The organism is Actinoplanes rectilineatus, from assembly GCF_000962825.1.
Lineage (GTDB): Bacteria > Actinomycetota > Actinomycetes > Mycobacteriales > Micromonosporaceae > Actinoplanes > Actinoplanes rectilineatus.
The window spans coordinates 1-24,975 of the sequence record NZ_JZKF01000099.1 but is presented as its reverse complement, the minus strand read 5'-3'; the positions used below and the strand labels follow the sequence as shown (position 1 = coordinate 24,975).

At 71.6% G+C, this 24,975-nt stretch carries 27 protein-coding genes; 13 read left to right on the top strand and 14 right to left on the bottom strand.

Annotated elements, in window-relative coordinates; all coding sequences use genetic code 11:
• Nucleotides 1-24 precede the first annotated feature (24 nt).
• Both WH85_RS40110 and WH85_RS40105 read right to left on the bottom strand, forming a co-directional pair.
• On the bottom strand, nucleotides 25-498 hold the full coding sequence (locus WH85_RS40110; protein WP_045747397.1) for a Dps family protein: 474 nt from the start codon (nucleotides 496-498) through the stop codon (nucleotides 25-27).
• Nucleotides 495-1,835 (bottom strand): sensor histidine kinase, encoded by a 1,341-nt coding sequence (locus WH85_RS40105; protein WP_052721150.1) that lies wholly within the window; start codon nucleotides 1,833-1,835, stop codon nucleotides 495-497. The genes WH85_RS40110 and WH85_RS40105 overlap by 4 nt, the downstream gene beginning before the upstream one ends.
• Nucleotides 1,836-1,907: 72 nt before the next feature.
• On the opposite strand from WH85_RS40105, the gene WH85_RS40100 reads away from it, so the two are divergent.
• Nucleotides 1,908-2,570 carry a response regulator transcription factor gene (locus tag WH85_RS40100; protein WP_045747396.1) on the top strand — a complete coding sequence of 221 codons (663 nt, stop codon included), beginning with the start codon at nucleotides 1,908-1,910 and terminating at the stop codon, nucleotides 2,568-2,570.
• A gap of 97 nt (nucleotides 2,571-2,667) precedes the next feature.
• Here WH85_RS40100 and WH85_RS40095 read toward each other — a convergent pair whose 3' ends face one another.
• On the bottom strand, nucleotides 2,668-3,765 hold the full coding sequence (locus tag WH85_RS40095) for a hypothetical protein (RefSeq protein WP_052721149.1): 1,098 nt from the start codon (nucleotides 3,763-3,765) through the stop codon (nucleotides 2,668-2,670).
• Between WH85_RS40095 and WH85_RS40090 the strand changes: the two genes are divergently transcribed.
• On the top strand, nucleotides 3,741-6,611 hold the full coding sequence (locus WH85_RS40090) for a DUF6493 family protein (protein WP_157411523.1): 2,871 nt from the start codon (nucleotides 3,741-3,743) through the stop codon (nucleotides 6,609-6,611). The genes WH85_RS40095 and WH85_RS40090 overlap by 25 nt on opposite strands.
• A gap of 1,097 nt (nucleotides 6,612-7,708) precedes the next feature.
• Here WH85_RS40090 and WH85_RS40085 read toward each other — a convergent pair.
• Complete coding sequence (locus tag WH85_RS40085; protein WP_045747394.1) at nucleotides 7,709-8,401, bottom strand: alpha/beta fold hydrolase; 693 nt, start codon at nucleotides 8,399-8,401, stop codon at nucleotides 7,709-7,711.
• Nucleotides 8,402-8,486: 85 nt separating this feature from the next.
• Between WH85_RS40085 and WH85_RS40080 the strand changes: the two genes are divergently transcribed.
• Nucleotides 8,487-9,023 carry a TetR/AcrR family transcriptional regulator gene (locus tag WH85_RS40080; RefSeq protein ID WP_045747393.1) on the top strand — a complete coding sequence of 179 codons (537 nt, stop codon included), beginning with the start codon at nucleotides 8,487-8,489 and terminating at the stop codon, nucleotides 9,021-9,023.
• Here the strand turns inward: WH85_RS40080 and WH85_RS40075 are convergent.
• Together WH85_RS40075 and WH85_RS40070 are read right to left on the bottom strand one after the other, a co-directional pair.
• The gene (locus WH85_RS40075) at nucleotides 9,020-10,198 is read right to left on the bottom strand and encodes a glycosyltransferase family 39 protein (protein WP_157411522.1); all 1,179 of its coding nucleotides are present in this window, start codon (nucleotides 10,196-10,198) and stop codon (nucleotides 9,020-9,022) included. The genes WH85_RS40080 and WH85_RS40075 overlap by 4 nt on opposite strands.
• Nucleotides 10,199-10,286: 88 nt before the next feature.
• Nucleotides 10,287-10,748 carry an Lrp/AsnC family transcriptional regulator gene (locus WH85_RS40070; RefSeq protein ID WP_045747391.1) on the bottom strand — a complete coding sequence of 154 codons (462 nt, stop codon included), beginning with the start codon at nucleotides 10,746-10,748 and terminating at the stop codon, nucleotides 10,287-10,289.
• 98 nt (nucleotides 10,749-10,846) lie between these two features.
• Between WH85_RS40070 and WH85_RS40065 the strand changes: the two genes are divergently transcribed.
• On the top strand, nucleotides 10,847-11,485 hold the full coding sequence (locus WH85_RS40065; protein WP_157411521.1) for a YitT family protein: 639 nt from the start codon (nucleotides 10,847-10,849) through the stop codon (nucleotides 11,483-11,485).
• 10 nt (nucleotides 11,486-11,495) lie between these two features.
• Here WH85_RS40065 and WH85_RS40060 read toward each other — a convergent pair whose 3' ends face one another.
• The gene (locus WH85_RS40060; RefSeq protein ID WP_245674299.1) at nucleotides 11,496-12,527 is read right to left on the bottom strand and encodes an aminoglycoside phosphotransferase family protein; all 1,032 of its coding nucleotides are present in this window, start codon (nucleotides 12,525-12,527) and stop codon (nucleotides 11,496-11,498) included.
• 212 nt (nucleotides 12,528-12,739) lie between these two features.
• On the opposite strand from WH85_RS40060, the gene WH85_RS40055 reads away from it, so the two are divergent.
• A complete protein-coding gene (locus tag WH85_RS40055; protein ID WP_083449630.1) occupies nucleotides 12,740-13,414 on the top strand; it encodes a GyrI-like domain-containing protein in 675 nt (224 codons plus the stop codon).
• 184 nt (nucleotides 13,415-13,598) lie between these two features.
• On the opposite strand, the gene WH85_RS40050 is transcribed toward WH85_RS40055, so the two are convergent.
• The 3 genes from WH85_RS40050 to WH85_RS40040 form a co-directional block, all read right to left on the bottom strand.
• Nucleotides 13,599-14,699 carry an FAD-dependent oxidoreductase gene (locus tag WH85_RS40050; protein ID WP_045747388.1) on the bottom strand — a complete coding sequence of 367 codons (1,101 nt, stop codon included), beginning with the start codon at nucleotides 14,697-14,699 and terminating at the stop codon, nucleotides 13,599-13,601.
• 277 nt (nucleotides 14,700-14,976) lie between these two features.
• On the bottom strand, nucleotides 14,977-15,597 hold the full coding sequence (locus tag WH85_RS40045) for a vitamin K epoxide reductase family protein (RefSeq protein WP_045747387.1): 621 nt from the start codon (nucleotides 15,595-15,597) through the stop codon (nucleotides 14,977-14,979).
• On the bottom strand, nucleotides 15,594-16,352 hold the full coding sequence (locus tag WH85_RS40040; RefSeq protein WP_045747386.1) for a DsbA family protein: 759 nt from the start codon (nucleotides 16,350-16,352) through the stop codon (nucleotides 15,594-15,596). The genes WH85_RS40045 and WH85_RS40040 overlap by 4 nt, the downstream gene beginning before the upstream one ends.
• A 167-nt stretch (nucleotides 16,353-16,519) precedes the next feature.
• Between WH85_RS40040 and WH85_RS40035 the strand changes: the two genes are divergently transcribed.
• On the top strand, nucleotides 16,520-16,765 hold the full coding sequence (locus tag WH85_RS40035) for an S-4TM family putative pore-forming effector (RefSeq protein WP_045747385.1): 246 nt from the start codon (nucleotides 16,520-16,522) through the stop codon (nucleotides 16,763-16,765).
• Nucleotides 16,766-16,912: 147 nt separating this feature from the next.
• Here the strand turns inward: WH85_RS40035 and WH85_RS40030 are convergent, their stop codons facing one another.
• A complete protein-coding gene (locus tag WH85_RS40030; RefSeq protein ID WP_045747384.1) occupies nucleotides 16,913-17,461 on the bottom strand; it encodes a TetR/AcrR family transcriptional regulator in 549 nt (182 codons plus the stop codon).
• Between the two features lie 61 nt (nucleotides 17,462-17,522).
• Here WH85_RS40030 and WH85_RS40025 point away from each other — a divergent pair, with 61 nt between their 5' ends.
• A complete protein-coding gene (locus WH85_RS40025; RefSeq protein ID WP_045747383.1) occupies nucleotides 17,523-18,230 on the top strand; it encodes an MBL fold metallo-hydrolase in 708 nt (235 codons plus the stop codon).
• A 23-nt stretch (nucleotides 18,231-18,253) separates the two neighbouring features.
• On the opposite strand, the gene WH85_RS40020 is transcribed toward WH85_RS40025, so the two are convergent.
• Nucleotides 18,254-18,793: a GtrA family protein gene (locus WH85_RS40020; RefSeq protein ID WP_245674298.1), complete on the bottom strand. Its 540-nt coding sequence runs from the start codon at nucleotides 18,791-18,793 to the stop codon at nucleotides 18,254-18,256.
• A gap of 128 nt (nucleotides 18,794-18,921) precedes the next feature.
• Between WH85_RS40020 and WH85_RS40015 the strand changes: the two genes are divergently transcribed.
• From WH85_RS40015 to WH85_RS40005, 4 genes are all read left to right on the top strand, one after another.
• Nucleotides 18,922-19,605 (top strand): VOC family protein, encoded by a 684-nt coding sequence (locus tag WH85_RS40015; RefSeq protein ID WP_045747381.1) that lies wholly within the window; start codon nucleotides 18,922-18,924, stop codon nucleotides 19,603-19,605.
• Nucleotides 19,606-19,691: 86 nt separating this feature from the next.
• On the top strand, nucleotides 19,692-19,874 hold the full coding sequence (locus tag WH85_RS51150) for a hypothetical protein (RefSeq protein WP_157411520.1): 183 nt from the start codon (nucleotides 19,692-19,694) through the stop codon (nucleotides 19,872-19,874).
• A 101-nt stretch (nucleotides 19,875-19,975) separates the two neighbouring features.
• Nucleotides 19,976-20,758, top strand: coding sequence for an FkbM family methyltransferase (locus tag WH85_RS40010; RefSeq protein ID WP_052721148.1), 783 nt, complete (start codon nucleotides 19,976-19,978; stop codon nucleotides 20,756-20,758).
• Nucleotides 20,759-20,811: 53 nt separating this feature from the next.
• A complete protein-coding gene (locus tag WH85_RS40005) occupies nucleotides 20,812-21,246 on the top strand; it encodes a hypothetical protein (protein ID WP_157411519.1) in 435 nt (144 codons plus the stop codon).
• A 9-nt stretch (nucleotides 21,247-21,255) separates the two neighbouring features.
• Here the strand turns inward: WH85_RS40005 and WH85_RS40000 are convergent, their stop codons facing one another.
• The gene (locus tag WH85_RS40000) at nucleotides 21,256-21,843 is read right to left on the bottom strand and encodes a hypothetical protein (RefSeq protein ID WP_045747379.1); all 588 of its coding nucleotides are present in this window, start codon (nucleotides 21,841-21,843) and stop codon (nucleotides 21,256-21,258) included.
• A gap of 105 nt (nucleotides 21,844-21,948) precedes the next feature.
• Here WH85_RS40000 and WH85_RS47830 point away from each other — a divergent pair, with 105 nt between their 5' ends.
• Nucleotides 21,949-23,328, top strand: coding sequence for a serine/threonine-protein kinase (locus tag WH85_RS47830; protein ID WP_157411518.1), 1,380 nt, complete (start codon nucleotides 21,949-21,951; stop codon nucleotides 23,326-23,328).
• 64 nt (nucleotides 23,329-23,392) lie between these two features.
• Here WH85_RS47830 and WH85_RS39990 read toward each other — a convergent pair whose 3' ends face one another.
• Nucleotides 23,393-24,238 carry a LysR family transcriptional regulator gene (locus WH85_RS39990; protein WP_211275592.1) on the bottom strand — a complete coding sequence of 282 codons (846 nt, stop codon included), beginning with the start codon at nucleotides 24,236-24,238 and terminating at the stop codon, nucleotides 23,393-23,395.
• Nucleotides 24,239-24,339: 101 nt separating this feature from the next.
• Between WH85_RS39990 and WH85_RS39985 the strand changes: the two genes are divergently transcribed.
• On the top strand, nucleotides 24,340-24,975 hold a 636-nt coding region (locus WH85_RS39985; RefSeq protein ID WP_045747377.1), incomplete at its 3' end, for an SDR family NAD(P)-dependent oxidoreductase.

Here is a 24,975-nt window from a genome sequence, read left to right as displayed (position 1 = left end):
ACCCACTGCCGAGGGTCCCTCGCGTCAGCCGAGGTGCGCGGAGAGCATCCACGCCTGCTTCTCCAGGTCGTGGATGACGGTGTGCAGGATGTCGGCGGTGGTGGGGTCCTCGGCGTCGACGTCGTCGTGGACCTCGCGGATCGTACCGACGGCCTGCCGGACCAGGCCGGTGACCGCGACGATCGCGTCGCCGGTGGCGATGGTGCCGGGGTCGAGCGGGGTCAGCACGGTCTGCGCCGCCACCGTCTGCGGCCGGCCGTCCGGGACCACGTCGAGGGCGCGCATCCGTTCGGCGATGGTGTCGCCGGCCTCCCGGGCGATGTCGACCAGTTCGTCGAGCTGCAGGTGCAGGTCGCGGAACCCGGGTCCGACGATGTTCCAGTGTGCCTGCTTGCCGTGCAGGTGCAGGGCGACGAGGTCGACGAGCACGCGCTGCAGACGGTCGGCCTGGGCGGGGGTCGCGGTGGCGGCGTGGGTGGCCGCGGTCGTGATGGTCATGTCCCGAACACTAGCTCTTTTCTGGAATCATTCAAGAAAAGGGCACCGTCGGTCGGCAAGGTCACAACCGCGTCCAGTCCCCCGTCCCGCGCCGCCTCCAACCGGACCTCCCCGCCGCTCGACGCCGCCAGCTTGCCGACCAGCGCCAGCCCCAGCCCGGTCCCGCCCTTCGGCGCACCGGGCGCCCTCCAGAACGCCTGCACCGCCAGCCCGCGCTCCTCCTCGGTCAGCCCCGGCCCGGCGTCCACCACATGGATCTCCACCGTCGATGCCGTGACCAACCACCGCACCACCACCGTGCTGCCGGCCGGCGCCACGTTCAGCGCGTTCGACAGCAGGTTGTCCAGGATCTGCTCCACCGCCCCCGGCACCGCCCGCGCCGCCACGTCGAACGGGCCGTCCACCACCAGGGTCACCGACCGCTGACCGGCGACCGGCCGCCACACCGCGATCCGCTCGGCGACCACCGGCCCGAGCGCCACCGGCTCCGGCGGCAACGGCAGCTCACCACGGGTCATCGCCAGCAGGTTGTCCACCATCGCCGACAGCCGGCCGGTCTCGTGCAACGCCGCCCGCAGGTTCGGCCGCCCCGGCGCGGCCACGTCGTCCTCGAGGTTCTCCAGGCGCAGCACCAGCGCGGTCAGCGGCGTCTTCAGCTGGTGCGAGGCGTGCCCGACGAACGATCGCTGCGCCGCGATCAGTTCCTGCAGCCGGGCCGCCGTCGTGTTGAACGTCGCCGCCAGCCTGCGCAGCTCCGGCGGGCCGGTCGTCGTCGACGCGGTCACCGGCGTACCGCCGTCGGCCAGGCTGCGGGTCGCGCGTTCCAGTTCCCGGACCGGGCGGCCGATCCAGCGGGCCAGCGCGGTGGCGATCAGCGCGCCACACCCGAGCACCGCCACCGCCACCGCCACCAGCGCCGCCCGGAACTGGTGGATGCGCGCCCGCAGCGGCTCGCCGGACACCCGGACCCGCAGCGAGCCCTGCGACGGTTTGCCCGGATGGATCGGCACCATCACGGTCAGCCAGTCGTCGCCGATGTGGCTGTACACCGGCGTCTCCCCGTCCGGGTCCGGCTCCCCCGGCGGGCTCAGCCGTTCGACCCGCGCGTTCCAGCGCCGCTCGGCGTCGGCGATCATCGTCTGGATCTGCTGCTCGTCGCGCAGCCACTCCGGGGTGTCGATGAACGCGGCGAGGGTCTCCGCGTCGTGTTCCAGCTGCGACAGGGCGTGCTGCTGCTCGCCGCGCTGGTACATGTAGCCCAGCGGCAGAGCGAGCGCGACCAGCACCACCAGGGTCAGCGACAGGTAGGAGAGCAGCAGACGACGGATCACGGACATGGGTACGGCCGATCCGATTCAACCGTTGAACCTTCGAACACGTATCACCACCGGGACGACGAGAGGGAACAGATGCGGGTACTACTGGTCGAGGACGACGAGTCGATCGCCGAGCCGCTCGCCGACGGACTCAGCCGCTACGGCATCACCGCGCACCGGGTGGCCACCGGCGCCGCCGCGCTGCAGGCGCCGACCGGTGACTTCGTCCTTCTCGACCTGGGCCTGCCGGACATCGACGGCATCGACGTCTGCCGCAGGTTGCGGCAGGTCAGCGACGTCCCGATCATCATGTTGACGGCCCGCAGCGACGAGACCGACCGGGTGCTGGGCCTGGAGATCGGCGCCGACGACTACATGGCCAAGCCGTTCAGCACCCGGGAACTGGTGGCCCGGATGCGGGCGATCGGCCGGCGCACCCGGCCCGCCGAGCCGCCCACCGAGAACCGCCTCGGCCCGCTGAGCATCGACGAACGTACCCGTCAGGCAAGCCTGCACGGCAGCCCACTGCCACTGACGCCCAAGGAGTACCAGCTCCTGGCCCTGCTGGCGGCCGATCCGGGCGCGGTCGTCGACCGCCGCCGCATCCTGGAGACCGTCTGGGAACCCAACTTCTTCGGCCGCGGCAAGACCCTCGACTTCCACATCGCCACCCTGCGCCGCAAGCTGGGTGACCCCGCCTGGATCGAGAACAGGCGCGGAATCGGCTTCCGGCTCTGCGTTCCCCGACACCTCTAGGGGTACGCGACGACGGGAGTCCCGTGGCCCCCAGAAACGCGATCACCCGCCCGCTCCCGGCCGCGGCGCGACACCGGCTCCCCGGCGCGGGGAGACCTCAGCGGACCGGCCGGGCCGACACCGTCCCGTCCCGGTGACCGGTGAGCAGCCACGGCTTGCGGTCCGCGGTCACCACGGTCAGCGCCGACGGCCCAGCGCCGGCCGCACCGACGGTCCCGTGATAGCTGCCGGTCCCGTAGTCGTGCAGGTCCATCCGGTCCCCGCCGGAACAGGTGAGCACCCGCCCGGCCGCCACCACCGCGTCGTCCACGCCGCCGGTGCCCGGGGCCGACCAGCGGGCCACCACCCCCTCGCCCACGACGATCTCCTTGAGCCCGCCCTCGCCGGCCAGGTACACCCGGCCGGTCTGCGCCCACACCCGCGCGGGCACCTCGCCCTGCACCCACCGCCAGCGGACCTCCCCGCCGTCGTCGAGCACGGTCAGGTCACCGCCGTGCCCGGCCAGGATCCGGTCACCACCCGGCAGGTACGCGGCCGCGCGGACCGGACCGCCGGCCAGCCCGAGAATCGTCCCGTCCCGGGCGTCCAGCTCCATCGCCCCGGCGGTCGTGGCCAGCAGCACCCGCAGTCCCCGGGTGTCGGCGCCGACCGTCGCGGCCGTCGCCGGCAGCCGCGTCTCCCAGCACAGCCGCCCGCCGGTGTCCAGGCGGAACGCCCGCCCGTCCCGGGTGGTGCCGACCACCCCGCCCGGGACCGGCGCCACCTGCCGGGTCGATCCCAGCCCGGTGACGTGGTGCTCCTCCACCGTCAGCACCCACCGCCGGCCCTGACGCAGGCGCACCACACCCACCCCGGAACCGGTCGCCACGTACGCCACACCGACGTCGTCGACCGCGGCCCGTACGTCGCCGACCGGGCCGTACGGCAGCGTCACCGCCGTCGCCGCCCGGTCCATCGCGGCCGTGCCGCCGTCCGGAACCCGCAGACCGTCGTCGAGGATGCCGGTCACCTCACCGGTCGCCGCATCCACGGTCGCCGTGCACAACCAGCTGCCCCGGACGAACTGGACGAGCAGCACCCGCCGGCCGAACTCGTACGCGAGACGCACCCCGGCCATCCGCCCGCCGCCGGCCTCCCGCAGGACCCGGTCGACCGCCGGATAGATCTCCCGTGCCGCCGTCGCCGCCTCACGCATGCCTACCTCCGCGTTCGCTGTCACGCTCTGGTGGACGTACGGACAAGGCCCCCGGATTCCTTCCCGGCAAGACCCTGACCAGGACCTGGACGATTCCTATATCTTCAGGACGGGTCCTGGGGAAAGCCGCCGGACCGGAAACCGGAAACCCCGGAATTCGGCGAGCACCGGACGATACAGTCAGAAAAATCATTGAACTCAGAAACGGAAGTTCAGCCCTGACCAGTTTCGACGAGCTGACCGCCTGGATCGAGGCCGGCGACATCGAGCGGGTCACCGGCGCGCTGCTGGCCGCCGGCGATGAGGAGCGGCGCGCGTTCACCGGCCCGCTGACCGACTTCACACTGACCTGGCTACCCCGCCCCAGCCTCGACGCCCGCCCCGGCGAGACGCCACACGACGCCCAGACCCGGCAGCAGGCCGAGGCCCACGCGTTCGAGCTCTCCGAAGCTCGACGCGAGGCCGCGCTCTGCGTCGCCGGGGTCGCCTGCCTGCCCCGCGCCCCGGAGATCGTCTCCTGGCTGAAAGCCGACCGGTTCCGCCGGCGGCTGCCCGCCGAGGCGGTCGACGCGATCGTGCGCCTGCTGCGCTCGCCCGGCCGCGCGGAGCTGCCCGCGGTCGCCACCGCCCTGGCCGACCGGTTGCGCCCGCCGCAGAACGTCCGGCTCTGGCCGGTCGTCAACCTGCTGCTGGAAGCCGCCGAACTGCCGCCGCCGTCGAGCGAGGCGGTGGTCCGCGGCTGGATCCAGAACATCCGCGAATCCGGGCGTCCCCTCGCGGAGGCGCTGCGGACACCGCGTACCCCGCTGTTCCTGCAGCACGTCTTCACCATCCCGCGGATCGGCACCGACCTCGGCGACGACTGGCCGCCCGCACTGGCCCAGCTCAGCGCCGACGGTCTCTACGACCGGCAGGCCATGCTCGACGGCTGCCTGCTGCGGCTGCGCTCGGACGACCGGCCCGGCGCCATGCGGCCCTTCGTCGAACTGCTGCGCCACCTCGACCCCACCCTCGACGAGTACGCGGCACACCGCGACGAATACCTCGACCTGCTGTCCAGCCCGCACCTGGCCATCGCCGACCAGGCCCTGCACGCCCTGCAGAGCCTGGACGCGGCCGGCCGGCTGGAGATGGACGCCATCGTCGAGGCGTCGTACGCGGTGCTGCCCCGTAAGGACAAGAAACTGGTCCGTGAGCACCTCGACTGGATCGGGGACACGCTCACCCGTACCAATGAACCGGCTCTCTTCGACGCCCTGCTCGCCGGACTCGCCAGTGAGGCGGCGGACCTTCAGGAACGGACCCTGAAGATCGCCATCCGGCACCTGCCCGCCTACGGTGACGCCGGCCGGGAAGCCCTGGCCGGGGCCGCCACCCCGCTCGACGGCGACCTGCGCCGGCAGGCCCTCGCCGCTCTCGGCACCGACGCCGAGGAGGAACCGGTCCAGGTCCCGCTCAGCGTCTCCCCGCCGGCGCCGATGCCGGCCCCGATCGCCTCCCCCGCCCAGCTCGCCGACGCACTCAGCGTGCTGTTCCGCGGCACCGGCACCCCCATGCTCGAGGAGCGGGTCCTCGACGCGCTGGCCGTGTTCGCCCACGCCGACCGGCCCGCCCTGACCGACGCCCTCGGCCCGCTGCAGCCCCCGCACCCGGGACCGTGGGCGGACCTGCTGCGCGCCGTCGCCGAACGCCGCTGGACCGAATCCGATCAGGGCTGGGACGAGTTGCAGGCCCGCCCGGCGTCGGCCATGTACGCCGAACGCATCCGCGAACTCGGCCGCCAGCTGTGCGGCACACCACCGCCCGGCCTGCTCGCCACCCCGTCGACCACCGTCGGGCACGTCGACCCGGCCCGGGTGTTCGCCCTGCTCACCACCGCCGACAGCGACGGCTGGCAGCCCGGCCCGTACGACCTGTCACAAGCCCTGCTGCGGCTGCCCCGCGACGTCGACCCGGGCATCCGGGCCGCCGCCACCGAACTGTCCTCCCCCGCCGGGCACGCCTTCGCCGGCTGGCTACGCGACGGCGGCCTCGCCGACCCGGACGTCGACGCCGTCATGGCGACCCGCCAAGCCTGCCGGCACGTCCACGACTGCGACAGCGGCCGCCAGCCGCACTGCCGCTGCCTGAACAACCGCCGGCTGCCCTGCCGCACGGTGACGTTCACCCCGGTCGGCCACCCGGCCCTGACCGTCCCACCCGGCCTGCTGGCACTCACCGAGGCCGACGCCGTCGACCATCTCGGGTACGCCTACGGCACCGCGGCCTGGCCGGCTGTGCTCCCCAGCCACCGCGAAGTCGTCGCCGCCCACCTGCAACTGGTCCTCGCCCAGGCCGGCGACGGGACGATGGCCGGCGAACTCGCCCACCTGCCCGCCCTGGCCCGCTGCGACGGCCCGTTCGGCCCGGCCATGGCCCAGTGCCTGGCGTACGGGCTGGGCGCCGCCCGCTCCGCCGGCCGCACCGCCACCGTCGACGCGTTCCTGATGCTGGCCGCCCGCGGCATCCTGGACAGCACCCTGGTCGCCCGGGAGTTGGCCGAGCTGTACAGTTCCGGCGCGCTGGTCCTGAAACGCGTCATCGACGGCCTGGACCAGGCCCACCGGGCGGGCGCCACCGACCACGTCTGGTCGATCACCCGCGACCTGCTCCCCGCAGTCCTGACCGCGCCCGGCCCGGGAGCGCCCGACCTGCTCAAACTCGCCGAGTCGGCGGCCGCCGCCTGCCTGGCCGACGACGAGCTGCCCGAGGTGGCGAGCGTCGCCGCCCGCGGCAGGCGCACCCGGTTGGGCACGGAGGCCGCCCGCCTGCAACGAACCTTGACCGAGAACCACGGCCAGCTCTGACCCACCCAGGCCATCCGTTCACCCTGATGACCACACAGACGCCTCCACGCAACGAGCCGCTACCCGTCCCGGTCCCGTCTCATCCCGTCCCGGTCCCGTCTCATCCCGTCCGGTCCCGTCTCATCCCGTCCGGTCCCGTCTCATCCCGTCCGGTCCCGTCTCATGCCGTCCGGTCCCGCCCCATCCATGTCCCGGGCCCGCCCTCGCCCTCGCCGAGGTCGTCCGCCCCGGACGACGGCTGGCGGATCCGAGCCGCTGGACAGGTGTCGTGTCAGCGTCCGCGTGGTGACTTGGGGCGCCCGCCGCGCCTGAAATCACCACGCCCAACGGGTGTGGTGACTTGGGGCTCTCAGCACGTCCGCAATCACCACGCCCCACCACGAGCGTGACGACTTCAGGCGCCCAGCACGACCGCAATCACCACGCCCCACCACGACCGTGACGACTTCAGGCGCCCAGCACGACCGCAATCACCACGCCCCACCACGACCGTGACGACTTCAGGCGCCCAGCACGCCTGAAGGTAACCGCGGAACCGTGATCGACGGCTGGAGCGGCTGAGCCGTCGTGCACAGCTGCCCGAGAGGCGAAACTCAGCCGCGGGCGACGGCTCGGGCCCGTCAGCCGTCAACCACGGTCGTATCCCGCTCACGAACCGACCACGACCGACGGCTGGACAGACCGAGCCGTCCGCCACGGTTCCCCGCGAGACGAAAATCCACCACCAGCAACGGCTCGGACCCACCGGCCGTCATCCACGGTCGTATTCGGCTCGCGGACCGACCTCAGGTGACGGCTGGGGTCGGGTGAGCCGTCCTCCACGGTTCTTGAGGAGCTGACACCCAGCCACCAACGACGGCCGGACTGGTGTGGCCGCCGGGGCGTGTGGTCATCGCTGCGTGTCACCGCCGCTGTGTGTCCCGCCGCTGTGTGTCCCGCCGTTGCGTGTAGCTGCCACTGCGTGTAGCTGCCACTGCGTGTATCCGGCCTCGGGAACTGGACCATGGTGCGACGTGGCTGAGCAGAGGAGCCCTGATCACCCAGGTCAGAGCCGGACCGGTCCGGCGAGGCGAACAGGCGGGGCGGCGCAGAGCTGATCAGGGCAGGGCGGTGATGATGTCGGCGACGGCCTGGGGCTGGGACAGGAACGGGTGGTGGCCGGTGGGAAGTTCGATCACTGTGTCGGCTCGGCGGGCGAAGTCGCGCTGCGCGGCCGCCGGCGTGCCACGGTCGTCGGTGCAGACCACGTACGTGGTGGGCAGGCCGGGCCAGGCCACTTCCCGGACCGGCTGCTGGGTCACGGCCAGTGTCTGCCGGACCAGGCGGGTCAGGGATTCGCTGACGATGTCCGGCGGGCAGTCCTGGACGAAGGTTTCGGCGAACAGTTCCGGGCGTCCGCCGAACGTTCCGCCGACCGGGTCGAAGTCCAGGAACGGCGGCGGGGTGCTCGCTCCGAACGTGGACAGGGACTCGCCCGGCTCGGGCAGGTAGCTGGAGATGAACACCATGTGCCGGACCGTGTCGACGCCGACCGCCGCTTCGGAGGCGACGATGCCGCCGTAACTGTGGCCGACCAGCACGACTGGTTCGGTGGAGGCGGTCAGTACGGCGCGGACGGCAGCCACGTCGGCGTGGAGACTGTCGATGGGGACGGGGGCGCCGCCTTCGCCGCAGCTCGGCAGGCCCGGCGCGACGCTGGTGACACCCCGGGACTGCAGGATGGCGGCGGTCGGGTGCCACCACCAGGATCCGTCACGGACGCACGCCCCATGCACGAAGACAACACGCATTATTCCCCCAAAACGACCGAAAAAGAGAACCCGAGCTTCGGGATCAACGGTAGACGTAGCGTCTGTTACGTGAAAAAGTGCGGCGATGGGACGGCACAAGCAGCCCGCGATCCGCGACCGGATCCTGGACGCCTGCGTCGATCATGCGCTCGCGCACGGGCTGCCGGAGCGACTCGAGCCGTTGTCGACGGCGTCCGGGGCGTCCACCCGGATGTTGATCTACCACTTCGGGACGCGGGACACGCTGCTGCGCGAGATCCTCGGGCGGGCCCGGCAGCGGCAACGGGACTTCTACGGCGATCTGCTGCGGCCGCGGCCGGGCGAGCCGTACCCGGAGACGTTGCGCCGGGCATGGCGGGCGATGACCGGGCCCGCGGGGCGGCCCTACCTCAGCATGTTCGGCAAACTGCGGGAGAGCGCCGAGCAGCAACTGTGGCCCGGGTTCCGGCGGGAGGCCACCACCGACTGGCTACACCCGCTCGACGAGGGCCTGCCCGGGCGGGGCACCCTGGTGCTGGCGGTGATCCGTGGCCTGATCCTGGACCTCGAGGCGACCGGCGACACCACCCGCGCCGACGAGGCCTTCGACGCGTTCCTGGACATGCTCACCGCGTACCCCTAAATGGCCTGACCCGAGATGAAGGGCAACCAGCCGGCGTACCAACCGGACGATAGAGCCATCGGGCCGAGCAGCAGGATCAGATCGCGGTTGCGGGCGCGGGCCAGGGCGATCGCCGGGATGAGCAGCACCGGGAAGGCGGGCAGCAGATGCCGGCCCATCATCGAGATGTGCGCGTGGGAGCCGGCCGCCAGCACCAGGGTCGCGGCGGCGAACACGGTCAGCGGCCAGGGCGCCCGGCGGACCAGCAGGGCGAGCAGCACCACGAAACCGGCCAGGATCAGCACGGAGAGGATCCGGATCGGCTTGCCGGCGTGGTCGTCGTCGACGCCGATCATGATGTCGGTGACGGTCTTCCAGGTGGACTCGCCGTAGTCCCACCAGGCGCCGAAGGTGTTGTTGTGGATGGTGAAGTACTCGTCGACGCCGCCGAGGCGGTGCGCGGCGAACGCCAGGTAGGCGAGCAGGCCGGACGGGGCGAGGAGCATCGCGGCGTACGGGCGCCAGCCGTCCCGGCGACGGGCGGCGGCGATCAGCGCGGCCAGTCCGACCGTCCCGATCAGCGCCGCGGCGGTGGGACGGCTCAGCCCGCTCAGGCCGGCGAGCAGTCCGGCGGCCAGCCAGTTCTCGCGGAGCAGCGCGTACAACGTCCAGGCCGCCAGTGCGGTGAACAGTGACTCGGTGAACGCGCCGTTCTGCGTCATGGCGGCCGGGGCGAGCGCCCAGACCGCGGCGAGCATGATCCCGGCGCGGTGGCTGTGGACCTGGCGGCCGATCGCGTACAGGCCCCAGGCTGCGGCGACGGCCGCGACGAACGAGACGGTCAGGCAGGCGGCGACCGGGTCGACGAACGGCAGGTCGGCGAGTGGCCGGGCCAGCATCGGGTAGAGCGGGAAGAACATCAGGCGGAACGCGTACGGCACACCGTCGGCGTCGACCGCACCGATCGGGCCGCCCAGCCCCTGCTCGGTGATCTTCAGATACCACCGGGCGTCCCAGGAGAGCAGCGCGTCCATGAACGACGTGAAGCTGCGCCACTGGTTGCCGATCGTCCCGTCCGGATAGACCTCCTTGCCGGGGCTTCGCGCGTATGCGTGCGAGGCAAGCACATACATCACCTCGAGGCTGAGCAGCCGCAGCGTGAGGTAGAGCCCGATCGCCGGTGCGGCGGAGTTCATGATCCACCGCGACGGAGGCTGCTCGATGGGGACCACCCCTCCGGTCATCGATCCCAGTCGGTGCCAGAGGCTATCGCACCGGTGCCGTTCACGGCTGTCCCGCCTCTTCGATCAGGGCGCGGATCCGCAGCGGCATCTCCTCGTGCAGGGAGATGGCGGTGCTGGTGCGGACCACGCCGGGCGCGGCGACGATGAGGTCGGTCAGGCGGTGCAGGTCGGCGGTGTCCCGGGCGACCACCTTGACCAGCAGGTCGGCCTCGCCGGTGGTGCGGTGCATCTCGATCACTTCGGGGATGGCGCTCAGGGCGGCGGTGACCCCGGCCGCGCTGGTCTGGGCCAGTGCGATCGAGACGAAGGCGACCATGCCGCGGCCCAGGTGGGCGGGGTCGACGCGGCGGGTGAACTCGCGGAGCGCCCCGGACTGGCGCATCCGGTGCAGGCGGGAGCTCAGGGTGTTGCGGGCGATGCCGAGGCGCTGGGCGAGGGCCAGGGTGGTGGCGTCGGGATCCTCGTCCAGGGCGAGCAGGATTCGGGCGTCGAGCTGGTCCATCTGAGCATTCTGGCACCATGATCGACGATCTGATGACATGGTGCGCAGCCGGGAAACGTCACATTGCGCGCCCAATCATGATCTTGCAGGGTGGCGGCATGCAAGCCGACCAGCACGTCGTCCCCGACGCGACCCCGACGATCGCCCGGCACAGCTTCGCCGAGGACGTCGTCGCCCTGGTCAGCGGAACCCTGATCACCGCCTTCGGGCTCTACCTGATCAAGAGCTCGGGCGCGGTGACCGGCGGGACGGCCGGGCTGGTGCTGCTGATCAGCCAGCTCACCTCGTGGCCGTTCGGGCTGCTCTTCACCGCGGTGAATCTGCCGTTCGCCGTCCTCGGATGGAGACGCCGCGGTCCGCGGTTCGTGGCGAGTTCGGTGTTCTCCGTGCTGATGCTCTCCGGGTTCTCGCTGCTCCAACCACGGCTGATGACCCTGGATCAGGTCAATCCGGTGTACGCGGCCCTGCTCGGCAACCTGGCCGCCGGAATCGGACTGCTGATCATTCTGCGTCACCACAGCAGCCTCGGCGGCTTCAACGTGATCGCCATCGTCTGCCAGGACCGGTTCGGCTGGCGGGCCGGATACGTGCTGCTGGCCCTGGACGCGACGGTGATCGTTCTGTCGGCGTTCACCGCGCCGCCGTCGACGGTCCTGCTGTCCGCGGCCGGGGTGGCGGTGCTCAACCTGGTGCTGGTCGTCAACCACCGGCCGGGGCGGTACCCGGCCGCGCTGTGAGACACCGGCCTCACAGGTCGGCGGACCAGTCGGCGAGCAGCTGCAGGACCGGCGCGCGGTCGGTGAGACGTTGCGCCGCGTCCCGGGTGTCGTAGGTGTAACCGGCCGTGGACGCCTGCGCCCCGGCCGACGCGACCATCCGCGGCGCGAGCCAGAAATACCGGGCCATCGCCGTCACCCGGATCGCCCGGCGCACCTCGTCCACGGGCACGGCACCGCCGAGCCCCCGCGCGTAGGAGCCGGTCACGGTCTCCAGCACCTCGCCGAGCAGCGCCACGTCGATCAGCCCGTCGAGGAAGCCGTCGAGCGCGAGGAACGCCGGATCACCGCCGACGGCGCCGGGGCCGACGAACGCCCAGTCGAGCAGCACCGGCCCGCGCGGCGCGGCGATCAGGTTCATCGCCCACACGTCGTGGTGACAGATGGTCTGCGGCAGGGCCCGCGACGCCGCGAGCACCGCGAACCGCCGCTCCCACAGCCGCCGCAGTCCGCCCCGCAACGCCGGCGACCAGGCGGACGCCACCACCGGATGATCCCAGTCGAGATCCTCCGGCACCGGCTGGGCCAGGGTCGCGTCGGCGAGGAAGTCCCGGGGCCACCAGGCCGCCGCGACGGGCTTCTCGGTGAGCCACCGGGCCTGGGCGGCGCCGAGCCGTTCCGCGACGTCGCCCAGCTCGGCCGGGCCCCACGACGCGCCGGGCGTCGCCGCGACGTCCTCCAGCCAGATCGCCACCGAACCGTCGGCGCGTTCCCGCACCTCGTGACACTCCGGCGCGGAAAGGCCGCCTTCGGCGAAGACCGAACCAGGAACATCCGATGTGTACGCGCACGGCTCGCGCCGCCAGTAGTTGAAGTGCCCGGGGTCGTCACTCGCGGCGAGGTGCGGCACGGCACCGGACCGGTGCGGCGTCGCCACCTTCACGACGGCCGGGGAGCCGTCCCGGAGAACCCGCCAGACCCCGCCGGTGACCTCGTTGGCGGTGCCGTGCTCCAGCCGGTCGGCGGTCCACCCGTGCTGCATCAGGTCACTGGGAATAGTCACCTTCCGAACCTAGGGCCCGCACACCCCGAGATCACGCCTGGAGTTTCCGGCCCCGCAGTGCTACCGCCGGCGCACGCCGACCCGTGCGGGCTACCGGTCCCGCCGATGCGCGTACCGGGGCAGGGCGGGCGGGATCCGGTTGCGGGGCAGGGCGGGAGTGGACTCGGGTCGTACCCTCGCTGAGGAGAGAGCGACGGCGACGGGGAGCTCGCATGGCAGCGGATCAGGCGCGGGGCCGGAGGAGCGAAGAAGGCCGAGAGGGCCGGCAGGGCCAGAAGGTCGACTTCAAGAGGAGCATCGCGGCCTACCGAGCGCGCCGGGGCGAGTTCGCGCTGGTGGACGTGCCTCCGCTGCGGTACCTGATGATCGACGGGCATGGGGATCCGAATGCCGGTCCCGAGTTCGCGGAGGCGACCGCCGCGCTCTACCCGCTCGCCTACCGGCTCAAGTTCGCCAGCAGGCGGCAGCTGGGCCGCGACTACGTGGTGATGCCCCTGGAGGGGTTGTGGTGGGCTGACGACATGGAGTCGTTCACCGCGGCTCGGGACAAGTCGCGCTGGAACTGGACTCTTCTGATCATGGTGCCGGACTGGGTGGATCAGGGGATGGTCGACGTGGCGCGGGGTGAGGTCGCGGCCAAGGGCGGTCCGCGGCGGCTCGACGAGGTGCGGCTGGAGACCCTCGTGGAGGGCCGGGTGGTGCAGACGCTTCATGTCGGGTCCTACGACGACGAGGCGGCGACCCTGCAGCGGATGCACCGGGAGGTCATCCCGGGTCATGGGCTGTCGATGACCGGACGGCACCACGAGATCTATCTCAGCGACGCCCGCCGGGTGGCACCGGAGCGGCTGCGCACCATTCTCCGGCAGCCGGTCGGGGCGCCGTAGGAACCGCGGGTTCGCGGGACCGCGTTCCGGTGGAGGCCCCGGTCATCGCGCCGACCGGGTTCCGCTGGGGTGCGTCACCGCGTCATCGCCCGATCCCAGGAGACGGCGGGACCTGCCGCCCGTGCGGGACGTTCCCTTCCGGAGCGCCAGGGGCGGGTGCTTTCGGCGTACGCGAAAAGGAATGTCACGCCTGCGCGGCGAACGCCCCGGCGAAGAATTCGATCAGCCCGTAGGGCGCCCGCTCGCCGAGGCACAGGTCCAGGATCCGGGCGGCGTCGGCATACTCCGCCTCGGTGCGCCGGAACATCGCCGCCTCGTAGACGCCCAGTGCCGCCTCCACGTCGCCGGGGTGCGCGGCCAGCGCCGAGCCGAGTTCCGCCCCGTCGAGCATCGCCAGGTTCGCGCCCTCGCCCGCCGGCGGCATCAGGTGGGCGGCGTCGCCGATCAGGGTCACGCCCGGCACCCGGTCCCAGCGGTGCCCGTTCGGCAGGGTGTGGATCAGCCGGGTGACCAGTGGCGTGTCGCTGTCGCGGATCAGCGCGGTGAGTTCCGGCGCCCATCCGGCGAACTCGGCTGCCACCCGGTCCGCGGTGATCCCCTGCGACCAGGAGGCGGGGCGGTTGACCTGAACGTACGTGTGGATGACGTCCCCTGCCTCGCGATGCGCGGTGATGCCCTGTCCCGGGGTCAGCGCATACATCGCGCCTCTGCCGACCGCGGCGGCCGTGGCCGGATGCCGCACGTCGACGTCGTGCAGGTAGGTCTCCACGAACGTGGTCCCGACGTATTCCGGAACGGCGGCGGAGAGCACCGGCCGCACCTTGGACCAGGCGCCGTCCGCGCCGACCAGCACGTCGGCGGTGACCGTGCTCCCGTCGGCGAACCGCAGCTCCCGCCCGTCGGCCGCGGCGAGTCTGCGCCCCCAGACGATGGCGCCCTCGGGCAGCGAGTCGATCAGCACCTGGCGCAGCTCGCCGCGGAGCACCTCGGGGCGCCCGCCCTCGCCGTCGCCGGGTTCCTCGAAGAGCACCTTGCCGTCGCGGTCGAGGATCCGGGCGGTCTCCGCGCCCTCGTGGATGATCGCCCGCCACTGGTCGGTCAGTCCGGCCGTGGCCAGCGCGACCTGCCCGTTGTGTTGATGGATGTCGAGTTGTCCGCCCTGGGTCCGGGCCTGTGGTGACGCCTCTGCCTCGTAGATGCGGGCTGGAATGCCGTGCAGATGCAGCACCCGGGCGAGGGTGAGGCCGCCGAGCCCCGCGCCGATGATCGTGACCGTGGTCTTCATGATGACTCCCGCCGCCGTTGGAATGTCGTTCCAGAAGTGTGGAACGACATTCCAGAAGTGTCAAGATGGGATCTCCCATCCCCGGATCATCGAGGCAGCGGCAGCCCCGCTCGACGAATTCGGCGAGAACGGCCTGGCGTTCCGCACGCTCGGCGCACACTTGAGGACCCGTGCCGCAGCGATCCACCACCACACGCCGAACCGGGAGCTCCGCCGCACCACGCCGAGCGCGCCGGTCACTCTCTTGAAGATCATGTGGGGTACGCCGGGAGCGGCGTCACCCGAAGAGCGCGGCCCCGTAACGGCTCACGATGATCAGGACGAGCACCAGCAGCCACACCGTGACGGCGAGGGCGTCCAGGTCGTTGGCGATCGCGTCCCGAGCCCATCCCCGCCAGCGCGCCGGCAGCGGCAGATGCCCGTCCCGGATGTTCACGTGCGTCAGTGACACCCACACCAGCGTGGTGGAGACCGTGACCAGCAGGCACCACGGGCACAGCGCTCCGATCTCCGTCAGCGCCTGCTGGAACAGCCAGTACGCGAAGACCAGCCCGAGCGTGTACACGGTCTGCGCCGCGATCATGAACCAGCGCGGAAACCGGACCCCGCCGAGCGCCGCCACCGCCAGCGTGATCACCACGGGTTCCGCGATCAGGCCGAGGAACGCGTTCGGGAACCCGAACAGCTGCGCCTGCCAGGACAACCCGACCGTCCCGCAGCTGACCACCGTGTTGATGTTGCAGGAGAGGTCCGCCGACGGGTTGCGGGCCAGCTCGACGGCGTCGACCGAGAGCACGAACGACGCGGTGAGGCTGATCAGCGCCGACACCAGCATCGTCCCGAAAATCCAGCCGTCCGCGTGCCGGACCCCGCGGACCCGCTCGAGGACGGTGCTCACCGCGCGGCGCCCGCGGCCGCGATGACCGCCTCCCGCAGCGGCCCGGCCGTGTACAGGTCGACCCCGGTCTTCACCCCGTTGATCAGCACGGTGGGCGTACCCGTGATGCCGCCGTCGAAAGCGGCCTCGGTGGTCTTCTCGATCCACGGCACGTAGATCCGGTCGCCGAACGTGTCGATCACCGCCTGCGACACTCCCGCCCCGGCGGCCAGTTCGGCGATCGCGGCGTCGTCGAGCCCGGCGCTGCCCTCATCGGGCTGGTTCGCGAACAGCGCCGCGTTGAACGCCAGCACCCGCTCGGAGTCCTTGTCCGCGACGGTGACCACCGCGTTGGCGGCCCGCGTCGAGTACCGGTTGCCCTGGGACTGCGCGTCCAGGAACGACAGCGGATGCAGTTCCAGGGCCGTCGTGCCATCCTCCACCAGCGCGGTCAGGTCACCGCTGTTGGCCCGCTCGAACTTCCCGCAGTACGGGCACATGTAGTCCAGATAGACGGCCACGGTGGTCGCCGCCCCCTCCGGCCCGACCCGGATCCCCCCGTCGCCGGTGGCCGCGGCCGGCGTCACGAGCGCCCCGCCCCCGCCACCGGAACTCCCCCGCATCGCGCTGGTCACCGAGACGGCGATCGCCGCGACCAGCGCCACGATCACCACCCCACCGATGCCCATGACCACCCGATTGCCGCGCTGCCCGCCGCGCGCCCTGGTGACCGCCTTCTGCGCCGCTTCACGGCGGTTCTTGGCCTTCTTACTCATCCGCGTCCTCCCGGTCCGAAGACAGGGTGGTCCACATCCGACCCGTTTTCGGCCGCCGGCACCGATGTCAGGCCCGCCGGCGGCCGACTCGGGACCTTGGTCCCGCCCCACACCGGGCACGAAGTCCCGTATAGCTACCGATCACCGTTCCGTGAGAGCGTGGCAGGGTGCCGGTGTCCTCGATCGCCGCCACCGCCGTCCACTCGCTGACGGCACCGGTCGCGGCGGCGGGGGCGGGCTGGGCCCTCCTGCAGGGTCTCGGCTTCACCGTCTGGATCCAGCGGAGCCTGGCACGGGCGGCACTCGTCCAGGAGCTGTTCGGCATCCCGTGGAACACGGTCGCGGTCAGCAGCCGACCGCCCCGGCCGAGATCAGCAGCCTGGCACGCCGGTTCCGCGGGCCGGACCATCTGATTCGCGACTACTACGAGATCTGAGGCGTCCAGGATCTTCCCCGGCCGAGAGACGTACTGGCCTGCCAGATGCAGAACCTCCACCGGGGTGCCCGCGTGCGCCAGCCGCTCGGCGTCCCCCGGCTCCCGCGCACCATCCCATGGTCCCTCAGCGGACGGCAAGCGCGTCGATCAGACGGTCGGCCCCGAACGTGAACGCGGCCTCCACGTCGCCGCCCAGGTTGAAGGCGCCGGCCAGTTCCATCGTGACGAACCCGTGCGCCCAGGCGGTGAGGGTGCGGGCCGCCTCCAGCGCATGCTCCGGGCCGGCCAGCGCCGCAGCCACCCGCAGCACCGGCTCGACCGCCGGGCCCAGGTAGTCGGTTCCCGGCTGCACCGGCCCGAAGATCAGTCCGTAGCCGATCGGCCGTTCGTGCGCGTAGGCGCGGAACGCCCGGATCAGCAGCGCCACATCCTGCCGCGGATCGCCGGTGCTCCCGGCCGCCGCCAGCCGGGTGCCCAGGTCGCGGACCGTCGCCGCGGTGATCAGGGCGAGCAGGTCGTCGCGGCTGCGGACCCGTTTGTAGAGCGACGGCGCCCGCACCCCGACCCGTACCGCGACCGCCTGCATGGTGAGCCCGGCCGCCCCGGCGCTCTCCAGGATGTCCCGGCCCGCCTCGACGATCTCGGCGAGTGAGGTGCGATCAGGCGTCGGCATGGAACCTCCCGGCAACGATGGCTATTGACCGTAGCCATCATAGCTACGTACATTAGCCATCATGAAGCTCGGACCGCATCTGCACCGCATCGGGAACGACATCGTCGCCGCCTACCTGGTCGAGACCGTCGACGGCGTCACCGTCATCGACGCCGGACTGGCCGGCCAGTGGCGTGAACTCACCACCGAACTGGCGGCGATGGGCCGCACCCTCGCCGACATCAGGGGCGTCGTCCTCACCCACGGTGACACCGATCACCTCGGGTTCGCCGAACGTCTGCGCCGCGATCACGGCGTACCCGTCTTCGTCCACGAGGCCGACGCCGCCCGCGCCCGCGGCGAGGAGCGGCCCAAGGCCACGTGGGGCACCGTCAAGGTGGGTCCGGTGCTGCGTTTTCTGGGGTACGCGATGAGCAGAGGCGGCCTGCGCACCACCTATCTGACCGAGGTGGAGACGGTCCGCGACGGTGACGTCCTCGACCTGCCCGGATCGCCCCGGATCATCGGCATGCCCGGCCACTCCCCGGGCAGTGTGGCCGTGCACGTCCCAGTCGCCGACGCGATCTTCGCCGGCGACGCACTGACCACCCGGCACGTCCTGACCGGCGCGCACGGCCCCCAGCCGGCCCCGTTCACCGACGACCCGGCGGCGGCGCTGACGTCGCTCGCCCGCCTCGAACAGACGCCCGCGACATGGCTGCTCCCCGGCCACGGCGCCCCCTGGTCCGGCGGCATCGCCGAGGCGGTCCGGCTGGTCCGCGCGGCGTAGCAGCCACCACAGGTGAGAGCAGGTCAGCGCAGCGTGTTCGCCTCGTCGGTGTGCTGGACCACCGTGCTGCGCGGGCCGGACGAGCGCGACGCCCGGCGCTGGCGCGGCACCCGGCCCTGCTCCTGCGGGAACACGAACCGCCGGAACGCCCACAGCCGGAACACCATCGCGACGAGCGTGCCGATGATGATGCCGGAGGTGAAGTCGGCGACCTCCTGGACCGGGCGGCTCACCTCGGGCACCCGCAGCAGGAACACGTACCGGGAGATAGCCAGCGGCAGCGAGTTCAGCACGATGCCGACCGCGCTGACCGCGAAGAACAGCAGCGCCTCGTGGTGGCGTTCCCGGCCGCCGCGGGCCCGGAACGACCACTCCCGGTTGAGCACGTAGGACAGGATCGTGCTGATGATGGTGGCCACGGCCAGCGCGGTGACCGGCTTGTCGTGCAGCACGGTCAGCTTCAGCGCGTAGTTAACCACCGTCGTCGCCACGAAACACACGCCGCCGACGACCAGGAACTTGGCCGCCTCGTGGTGTTTCCGGGCGACCTGCATGATCCACATCCGCAGGAGCTTAGACCGCATCTCCCATCGGGCTTGACGCTGGGTGACGCTCGACACGGCCGCCGCGCCGGTCCCGTACGGCGGGCAAATCGGGTGTGGAGGGACAGGGCGGGGTCTAGGCTGCCCGCATGACGGCTCAGCTCTCCGCCCTCCGGTTCGGCGCCGGTGATCCCGCACGACTCGTCCGGTTCTGGGGTGCCGTGCTGGAGCGCGAGATCGACGGCCTGGTGCTGCCGCCCACCGACGACACCGGGTTCCCGATCCGGTTCGTGCCGTTCGCCGACCCCAAGACCCAGCCCAACCAGATGCACTTCGATCTGACCAGCCAGACACCCGAGGAGCAGGACCGCACGGTCGCCCGTGCCCTGGAACACGGCGGCCGGCACATCGACATCGGGCAGAAACCGGAGGAGGGCCACGTCGTGCTCGCCGACCCGGAGGGCAACGAGTTCTGCGTCATCGCCGCCGGCAACCGTTTCCTGGCCGGCTGCGGTTTCCTCGGCGCGCTGTCGAGCGACGGCACCCAGCGGGTCGGCCGGTTCTGGAGCGAGGCCCTCGGCTGGCCACTGGTCTGGGACCAGGACGAGGAGACCGCGATCCAGTCCCCGCAGGGCGGCTCGAAGATCACTTGGGGTGGCCCGCCGGTCCGCCCCAAGCCCGGCCGCAACCGGCTGGCCCTCGACCTGGCCGGCTCGCCCGTCGAGGTCGACCGCCTGGTGTCACTCGGCGCGCAGCTCACCACGGTCGCCGACGGTCACGCCGAGATGGCCGACCCCGACGGCAACGAGTTCGGTCTGCGCCTGGTCGCCTAGACACGTCTCGCGGTCAGGGCACGAAGCCCATCCGCGTGTTGATTACGGGCGCGCTGGACGCCTGAAGTCACCACACCAATGGTGGCGTGTTGATTACGGGCGCGCTGGACGCCCGAACTCACCACACCAATGGTGGCGTGTTGATTTCGGGCGCGCTGGACGCCCGAACTCACCACACCAATGGTGGCGTGTTGATTTCGGGCGCGCTGGACGCCCGAACTCACCACGCACGGTGGGGTGTGGTGATTACGGGCGCGCTGGGCGGCTGACGTCACCACACGGACCTTGATGACGAAACGTGTCCAGGTTCTGCGCGGCGTACTCCAGTCCCACGCGGCGTGCTCCACGGCACAGGACCTAGATTGGCGGCGTGCACGAGGAATGGACCACCTGGCTCGCCGCGATCATGGATGATCCGGCGGCCCGGCTGCGCTGCACGGACCTGTTGACGGACCTGTTCCTCGACCTGACCGAGCTGGCCGCCCCGGCACTGTTCGTCGAGGCCGGCGCCCACGAGGCGACGGCGTCGACGCGGGTCAAGCGGCGGCTCCCGGAGTGCCGGGTGATCGCCTTCGAGGCCAACCCCTACGTCCACCAGTACATGTCCGGCCTGCACGACTTCCGCCGCGCCGGCGTCGAGTACCGCCACGAGGCCCTCGCCGACGGCCCGCCGGAGGTGACGTTCCGCGTGGTCACCGACGCGGAGGGCCTCGACGACCCCCGCTACCACGGTTTCAGCTCCCTCAATTCCCGGCATCACGATCAGGAGCAGGGCGTGGTGTACGCGAACCGCACCGTCCCCGCCACCACCCTCGACGACGTCGGTGCCGCCGTGCCCGGCCGCACGTCCCTGTGGGTCGACGTCGAGGGTGCCGCCCGCCAGGTCCTGCTCGGCGGCCCGGAGTTCCTGTCCCGCTGCGACGTGGTCCTGATCGAGGTGGAGGACGTGCCGTTCTGGCGTGACCAGTGGCTGGTCGCGGACGTCGTCACCGAACTGCAGCGGCACGGCCTGGTCCCGCTGGCCCGCGACGTCGAGTACGACCAGCAGTACAACATGGTGCTGGCCAGCAACCGCCTGCTGGAACTGCCGGCCTGCCATACCCGGACAGCAGCCTTCAAGTCGGATTTATCGGCCTTGTCCCGCCCGGCCTGACGTCCGCGCGCCGGCAGCTCAGGGCCACCGGTTGACGGCCGAACAGGACAGCGATGAGACGATTCCTGGTGGCGGCGCCCCTGGTGGTGATGCCGCTCGCGGCGTGCACCGGTGGGACCACCGAACCGGCGGCAGCGCCGAGCCCGGCAGTGTCCGCCGTCGTCTCCCTGCGGCCCCTCATGTCGCCGGGCACCGGGACTGTCCTCCTCCGCAGGGAAGGCCAGACCGGGCCGTGGCAGGGCACTGCCGGAACGCGGGGCGACAGCGGTTCACTGGACGTGATGGTCACCTGCATCGGCGGCGGCGAACTCGAGGTCACGACCACCGTCGGCGCGTCCGGAAAGACGGTGGCGACGACACCCTGCGCGGGAATCACCATGCACAATCGCGGCGAGAACACGCAGACCGGACCGGTCACCGTGAGCATCGCACCATCCGGCGAACAGCGGTGGTCGCTGCTCGTCGTACGCGACATGGAAGTCGGCTGACGGAGACGGTCAGGCCGCGGCGGCGAGGGGCGCGGGCAGCGGTCCGATGATCAGGACAGCGGTGGCAGCGGCCGAGGCGGCGACCGGAGCGGGAACTGCCGAGACCGGAGCAACAGAGACCGAAGCGGGAACCGGTGGAGCGACGGCGGGAGCAGCCGGGACGAAGACCGGCACGATGGCAGGGACGGCCGAGACCGGAGCAGCTGCCGGAGCGGCCTCCACGGGCTGGGAGGCGGTGATGAAGTCGTGCAGGCGGCGCCACTCGCCCTCCAGCACGGCGTCGTAGGCCCACGCGTCGTCCACCAGGTCACGTGACCGGTCCCACTCGCCGGCCAGGAAGGCCGTCGTCGCGGCGAGCTCCGCCTTGCGGCCGCGCGCCCAGACCTCGTCCATGCCGGTGGGGCCGGCCGGAATGCCGTGCTCCGCAACGTACCCCTCGAGCCAGGTCTTCTCGGCGTCGCTGGCCGCGGTGATCGTGGTCAGGTAGGGCAGCCAACCGCCCGCGACCTGCGAGTATCCGCATGCCCAGCGTTCCAGCGCGAGCACCAGCTGTCGTTCGCGGACTTTGGCGCGCCGTGCGGCGAGTTCGTCGTTCATGGGCCCTCCCCCGTGGTGGATCTTCAGCCGGGAGTGGCTTCCCGGTAACCGGTCACGGCTAACCCTCCCCTGGCCACAGACCGATAACGATCTAAGCTGTGCGCCGTGCGGCTACAGGCTGGAGTGCGACTCGGCGACCGGTACCTGCTGCGGGACCGGATCGGCGCCGGGGGCATGGGCGAGGTGTGGCGGGCGGTCGACGGGGTTCTCGGGCGTACCGTCGCGGTCAAGGTCATGCTGCCCGGAGTGACGGACGACGCCCGGTTCGCCGCGGAGGCGACCGCGATGGCCCGGGTCAACCATCCGGCGGTCGCGGCGGTGCACGACTTCGGGCGGGCGGACGGCGTCGCGTACCTGGTGATGGAGTTCGTCGACGGCGAATCACTGTCGCAGCGGCTCGCCCGGGACGGCCGGATGACGCCGGACGCCACGATGCTCCTGGTCGCGCAGGCCGCCGACGGTCTGCAGGCCATCCACGATCAGGGCCTGGTGCACCGTGACATCAAACCGGCGAACCTGCTGGTCCGCGCGGACGGCACCGTGGTGATCACCGATTTCGGCATCGCCCGGCACGCGGACGCCGCCCGGCTGACGGTGTCCGGCGCCATCCTGGGCACGCCGACGTATCTGTCACCGGAACAGGTCAGGGGCGAACCGGCCGGTACGCTCAGCGACGTCTATTCGCTGGGTCTGGTCGCCTACGAGTGCCTGTCCGGGGAGCGCCCGTTCGCCGGTGACAACCCTTATGCGGTGGCCCTTCAGCGCCTGCAGTCGCCGCCGAAGACGATCGGCATCACCCTGCCGGACCACGTCCGGACGCTCGTGCAGAAAGCCATCGCCACCGAACCCGCCGATCGCTGGCAATCAGCACGATCGTTCGCCGAAGCCGCGAGGTTCCGGGGCCCGACAGGCGACCGGACCGGGTCGCCGAAGCCCGCGGGAAGGTCACGTCTCGTCGCCGCTTCCCTGGTCACGCTCCTGATCCTGGTCACCGGCATGCTCGGCGTCACCACCTGGATCCTCGTCGACCGCGACACCACCACCGATCGCGGGACCGGTGATGAATCCTTCGTCGAGCGTGGGAGCGGTGTGGAACCGGCCGCGCTCCCCGACGGTTTCGCCGTCTGCGACGACGCCTACTGTCCGTCCACCCCGATGTGCTGGGGCGGCCTCACCGCGATCAGCGGCACCGCCATGCCACCGTCCCGCCGCGACTGTGCCGACGCGCACGCCTGGGAGACGTTCCGCGCCGTCCCGCTCCCGGCCGGCGGCGTGACCATCAGCAGCGACCACCCACTGATCGACAAGCCGGACATCGCCGCCGCCTGTTCCGCCGCAGCGATGACCGCACGCGCCGGTTCCGCCGTCACCGCGAAGTGGGTGCGCGACGCGTGGCCGATTCCGTACAGCACGGGCACCCTGTTGCACTGCATCGCCCGTTCGCCGCTGGGCGAGACCGAGGGCCCGGCGTTCCGCTCACGCTGATTCTGGTGTACGCCTGGCGTAGCAGCGCCCTCGCCCCCAGCGGGATCCCGCCGTCACCGCCGGACTATGCGGCGTCACCCTCACGGACCGTTGCCAGGGCTGTCCGCACGAACTCCGCCACCGCCCGGGAACGACTGCCGGACGGCCACACCAGCACACTCGTCACGTGTGGTGCGTCGGTCAGGGGTACCGCCGTGTGCGCACTCCACAGCCACGACCGCGACGAGGCACACAGGACAGCCGCGGTGTGCCCGAGTGCGATCAGCTGCGCCAGCTGGGACAGGTCACGGATCTCGGGGCCGGGTCCCGGACGGTACGTGCCGTCCTGCTCCGGCCAGCGGGCGATCGGCAGGTCGCGTACCCCCAGGATGTCCGCCATCGTCAGCGAGGGACGCGCGGCAAGCGGGTGACCGGACGGCAGGATCGCGACCTGCTGCTCGGTGCGCAGATCCTCGCTGTCGAACCCGGTGAGGGCGTCGAAGGGCCGCTGCATCAGCGCCACGTCGGCCCGGCCGTCGCGCAGCATCCGCGCCTGATCCCCCATCCCGCACAGCACCACGTCGATCTCGGCGGGGTGCGCGTCCAGGAGTTCCCGCAACAGCTCGTGGTTGGCGCCCGCCTTGGTGGCGAGTGTCAGCCGGTTCGGCGCGGACGCGGCCCGCTGGGTGCGCCGGGCCGCGGCCGCCGTCGCGTCGAGCAGCGTGCGGGCCTCGTCGAGCAGCACCTGACCGGCTTCGGTCAGTGCCACCCCGCGGCGGTCCCGGTCGAGCAGGGTCACGCCGAGGCGGCGTTCCAGCTGTTGGATGGCCCGGGACAGGGGCGGCTGCGCGATGCCGAGACGGTCGGCGGCCCGACTGAAGTGCAGTTCCTCCGCGACGGTGACGAAGTACCGCAGTTCGCGCGTCTCCAGCGTGTCCATCGCCCGACGATACCCCCGTGATACTCCACGGGTATCACAGCGAACCGGATCGGTGTAAGAACCGTGCCCCGGCGCGAGCCACCATCGGCGTCATGAACGACACGAAGACCGCGCTGATCACCGGCGCGAACAAGGGACTGGGTTTCGAGATCGCAGCCGGGCTGGGCGCCCTCGGACACCGCATCATCGTGGGAGCCCGCGACCACGGCCGCGGCACGGCAGCCGCCGAGAAGTTGCGCGCCGCCGGGGTGGACGCGGTGGCGATCCCGCTCGACGTCACCGACGACCGCAGCGTCACCGACGCGGTCGCGCTCCTCCCGAACCGCCTGGACGTGCTGGTCAACAACGCCGGCATCTCCGGTCCGACCGGCCCGGACTGGGGACAGGACCCGACCACCCTCGATCTCGACGTGGTACGCCGGGTCGTCGACACCAACGTCCTCGGCGTGATCCGGGTGACCAACGCACTACTCCCGCTGTTGCGCCGCTCCCCGTCCCCGCGCATCGTCAACATCTCCAGCAGCGTCGGCTCGCTGACCTGGCAGTCCGACCCGGCCGTCGAGGTGGGCCCGATCATGGCGGCATACTCCCCGACGAAGTCCTTCCTCAACGCGGTGACGGTGCACTACGCCCGGCAGCTCGCCGGCACGAACATCCTGATCAACGCCGCCTGCCCCGGCCTGGTGGCCACCGACTTCACCGGCGGTCAGGGCCGCCCGCCGCAGGAC